Origin of the sequence: Sphingomonas sp., from assembly GCF_031380695.1 — a bacterium.
Classification (GTDB): Bacteria; Pseudomonadota; Alphaproteobacteria; order Sphingomonadales; family Sphingomonadaceae; genus Sphingomicrobium.
In genome coordinates, this window is the sequence record NZ_JANMWY010000043.1 from 1 (window position 1) to 3,777 (window position 3,777).

The 3,777-nt window shown below is 67.7% G+C and carries 4 protein-coding genes and 1 tRNA gene; 3 read left to right on the forward strand and 2 right to left on the reverse strand.

Annotation, left to right across the window (positions count from 1 at the left end):
- Window positions 1-168 precede the first annotated feature (168 nt).
- Window positions 169-867, reverse strand: coding sequence for a folate-binding protein (locus tag RMN84_RS01680; protein WP_309610476.1), 699 nt, complete (start codon window positions 865-867; stop codon window positions 169-171).
- A gap of 28 nt (window positions 868-895) precedes the next feature.
- On the opposite strand from RMN84_RS01680, the gene pyrC reads away from it, so the two are divergent.
- On the forward strand, window positions 896-1,909 hold the full coding sequence (gene pyrC, locus RMN84_RS01685) for a dihydroorotase (RefSeq protein WP_309610479.1): 1,014 nt from the start codon (window positions 896-898) through the stop codon (window positions 1,907-1,909).
- Between the two features lie 60 nt (window positions 1,910-1,969).
- Entirely contained in the window at window positions 1,970-2,410 is a 441-nt protein-coding gene (locus RMN84_RS01690; RefSeq protein ID WP_309610477.1) for a hypothetical protein, read from the forward strand.
- Window position 2,411: 1 nt separating this feature from the next.
- Here RMN84_RS01690 and RMN84_RS01695 read toward each other — a convergent pair whose 3' ends face one another.
- Window positions 2,412-3,197, reverse strand: a complete 786-nt coding sequence (locus RMN84_RS01695) for a Crp/Fnr family transcriptional regulator (protein WP_309610478.1) — start codon at window positions 3,195-3,197, stop codon at window positions 2,412-2,414.
- Between the two features lie 292 nt (window positions 3,198-3,489).
- Between RMN84_RS01695 and RMN84_RS01700 the strand changes: the two genes are divergently transcribed.
- A tRNA-Ser gene (locus RMN84_RS01700) sits at window positions 3,490-3,582 on the forward strand.
- The last annotated feature ends 195 nt before the right edge of the window (window positions 3,583-3,777 follow it).

The window sequence follows — 3,777 nt, forward strand, 5'->3', positions numbered from 1 at the left end:
GCGAACCCGATCCGCGCCTGGCGGCGCTCGGCCACCGCTGGCTCGCGCCTGCTGACGATCCGACATCTGACCCGGCTCGCCATGCTGCCGCCGTCTGGTTTCCGATTCACCGCCGCCCCGCCGAAGATCGTCGGCATGGGCACGTTCGCGGTGCGCGCCTTCGCCGAACTAGGCTAGCGCGGCGGCGAGCCAGTGGGGCATGATTGCAGCGGCCGGGATGGCGTCGATCCGGGCATGGACGACGGCCAGGCCGAGCTCGGGATAAAAGGCCCGCGCGCGGTCGGGCATCTCGCTCGCCGGGACGACCACCAGCCGCCGGTTGATCTTGCTCCGCCAGTTCATCCGCGCGGTATTCTCCTGGCCGACGAAGCAGCCCTTGGCGAAGCTGACCCCGTGCAGTTCAGCGGCATTGCACTCCAGCCACAGCAGGTCGGCCAGTTCCGGCCCCTCCGCCACGCCGAGACGCAGCCGATGCCCGAGCCAGCCCGATGTCGGATCGTCAGCAGGCGCGAGCCAGCGGTGGCCGAGCGCCGCCAGGCGCGGATCGGGCACGCCCTCACCGCTCCCCGCCGACCAATGCACCGCCAGTGCCTCGTCGCGCGCGATCGTGAAGGCCCGGCGAAGGCGGTACATCGACAGGCGGCGGATCAGTGTCTCGGCATCGTCCGCCGCGACATCGAGCAGCAGGTCGTCCGCATCCGCCCAGACGATGAAATCAGCGATCACCTTGCCCTGCGGCGTCAACAGCGCCGCATAGACCGGCAACGCCCCGGTGATGCTGTTGCTCACCAGCCCGTCGAGGAATCCGCGCACATCCTCGCCGGACAGACGAACGACCGCGCGGTCGGCGAGGGTGGATGCGGGCATATCCTTCAGTTAGGGAGCGCGCGTGACAATGCAATCGCTCACCATCCGCCGCCCTGACGACTGGCATGTCCATCTGCGCGATGGCGCGATGCTGGAAACCGTCGCGCCCTACACCGCGCGCCAGTTCGCCCGCGCCATCGTCATGCCCAACCTGTCGCCCCCGGTGACGAGCGTCGCGGCGGCAGCGGCCTATCGGACACGCATCATCGCCGCGACCGGCCCCGGTTTCACCCCGCTGATGACCTGCTATCTGACCGACGACGCCAGCCCCGACGAGCTGGCGCGGGGACATGGCGAGGGCGTGTGGGTCGCGGCGAAACTCTATCCCGCCAACGCCACCACCAACAGCGCCCATGGCGTCACCGACATCGCCCGGCTTCGACCGGCGCTGGAGCGGATGCAGGCGATCGGCATGCCGCTGCTGGTCCATGGCGAAGTGACCGACCCCGACGTCGACATCTTCGACCGCGAGGCGGTGTTCATCGACCGCATCCTTGGCGGTCTGGTGCGCGACTTTCCCGCGCTGAAAATCGTGCTGGAGCATATCACCACCGCCGAGGCGGCGCAGTTCGTCGCCGACGCCCCCGCCACCGTGGCCGCGACGATCACGCCGCAGCACCTCTACCTCAACCGCAACGCGCTGTTCGCCGGTGGCCTGCGGCCCCACGCCTACTGCCTGCCGGTGGTCAAGCGCGAGAAGCATCGACTTGCCGTGCGCGCGGCGGCGATGAGCGGCTCGCCGAAGTTCTTCCTCGGCACCGACAGCGCGCCGCACGCGGTCGAGGCGAAGGAAGCGTCTTGCGGCTGCGCCGGCATCTTCAACGCCCCGTTCGCACTGGAAAGCTATGCGGCGGCGTTCGAAGCCGAGGACGCGCTCGACCGCCTCGAAGCCTTCGCGTCAGAGTATGGCCCGCGCTTCTACGGCCTGCCGCTCAACGCGGGCACCGTGACGATCGAGCGGACCGAATGCGCCGTACCCGAACGGATCGGCAACCTGGTCCCGTTCCACGCCGGCGAAACGCACGCCTGGCAGCTCCGCTAGCGCGGCTTGCCGTATGCGCCGACGAAGCGCACAGTCGCCGCTTCGAATAAGGGGGAGGCTATGAATAATCTTCGCATCGCGGCCGCCGTGCTGCTTGCCGCCGTGCCGGTCGCTATCGGTGCCACCGACTTCACCGTCACCGGCGCGTCGGGCAGCGGCGCAACCCGCTACGTCCGTGTCGCCACCGGCGACGTCGACGGGGACGGCGTGCTGAAACTCGCCTGCAGCGGCGGCGCGATCAGCGGCAGCTGGCTCTACGCCCCCCGCGATTCCAGCAGCGGCATGGCCTCCGGCAAGCGGATGCACAAGCCGTTTGCCATCGTGAAGGAATGGGGCCCCGCGCCGCCCATGCTGTCGGCGATGAAGGGCGGTTACGACCTCAAGATGAATAAGACCGCGCGCGTGGCGGGGACGATGGCGATTGACGATTGGCAGGCAGTCAGCGTTTCTGGGCTCGACGGGGCGTGCGCTCTCGACCGCGCGCCGGCCGCAAGTAACTAGACTAGCCGCACCCACCCTCGGCGGCCCTACCCTGGCCGGTTTCACCGATGACCGCAGCGAAATGGCCCTCGACCGCAGCATAGCATTCGCATGCCTGGCGCTCGAGCCCGGCGCGGTCGCGGACCTGGATCGCGCCGCGGCGATAGGCGATGAAGCCCTGCTCCTGGAACTGCCGCGCCACCGCGTTGACGGTCGTCCGCTGCACCCCCAGCAGGCTAGCCAATGCCTCCTGCGTCAGCGCCAATCGTTCGTCGCCGACCCGGTCCTGCGCCGTCAGCAGCCAGCGCGCCGCGCGGGCCTCGATCGAGTGAAACGCGTTGCACGCGACCGACTGCATCACCTGGCTCAGCAAATAATCCGAGTAGCGGCAGAACAGGTTCTGCAGGAACGGCGAATCATGTTTTGCCTGCTCGAGGGCATCGAGCGAGATCGACAGTGCCGGCCCGGCGATCTGCACTTCGGCGCGGGCATGGGCCGGGGCATGGCCGCAGCTCACGATCCCGCCGACCGCGCCCTCCTTGCCGATCGAGGCCACTTCGACCGACCGCCCCCCGGCCAGATCGACAATCAGGGAGATCATCAGTGGTCCGAACGGGAACAGCGTTCGCTCGACGGCCTGGCCTGCGGTCAGGACCTTATCCCCGGCCTCCAGCTCGACCAGCGATGCCGCCGGTTCGAGCGCCGCGCGCAATTCCCGATCGAAGGTCGCGAGCAGGCGGTTCTGCCCGAACGCGAGGTCCAGGGGCGAGCATGTCGCGCCAGTCGGCGGAGCCAAAGAACTGGTCAAGGAAATGTCCCACGGGGAAGCGAGATTGGCGATTGCCGCCGTCTTCATCCCACGCCGACGATTACGCTAACGTTCCGACTCCGATCAATGATTATTTTTCAGCGACTTACCTAAGTCTATCTGTCGTCTTCCCGACATTGTTTTAAGGGGCGTTCTGGTGTCTCTCCTGTCCCGACCCAATTCTATCCGTGTCCCAGACGGGGCTTGTCGGTCCGCTTGCCCGGGATTGCGTTCCTATGGGCAGTTGAACCATCGCTCGCCCGCCCGTATAGGCCGGTCGCCGCATGGTCCCGGAGACGTGGGTGAGTGGCTGAAACCAGCGGTTTGCTAAACCGCCGTACGGGGTTAACCCGTACCGAGGGTTCGAATCCCTCCGTCTCCGCCACCTAAATCCCAACGTGCGGGAGTTGCGTCGGTCGCCGTGGGTCGCTCGAATTGGCCAGTTGGCCTCGGATTATCGAGGGTGAAGCCGGGCCAGCGCGATCCCGGCGAGGTTCTGAGTGCGTTTCACGTGGCGGATGCGCAGCGGGGCGAACGACGGTGCCAACGCCTCCAGCGCCCGCAAATGCCGGACGGACGC

Bases quoted from the DNA above. Each gene is read 5' to 3' on its own strand.
- pyrC (WP_309610479.1), top strand. From the start codon at position 896: ATGCAATCGCTCACCATCCGCCGCCCTGACGACTGGCATGTCCATCTG.
- RMN84_RS01680 (WP_309610476.1), bottom strand. From the start codon at position 867: ATGCCCGCATCCACCCTCGCCGACCGCGCGGTCGTTCGTCTGTCCGGC.
- RMN84_RS01690 (WP_309610477.1), top strand. From the start codon at position 1,970: ATGAATAATCTTCGCATCGCGGCCGCCGTGCTGCTTGCCGCCGTGCCG.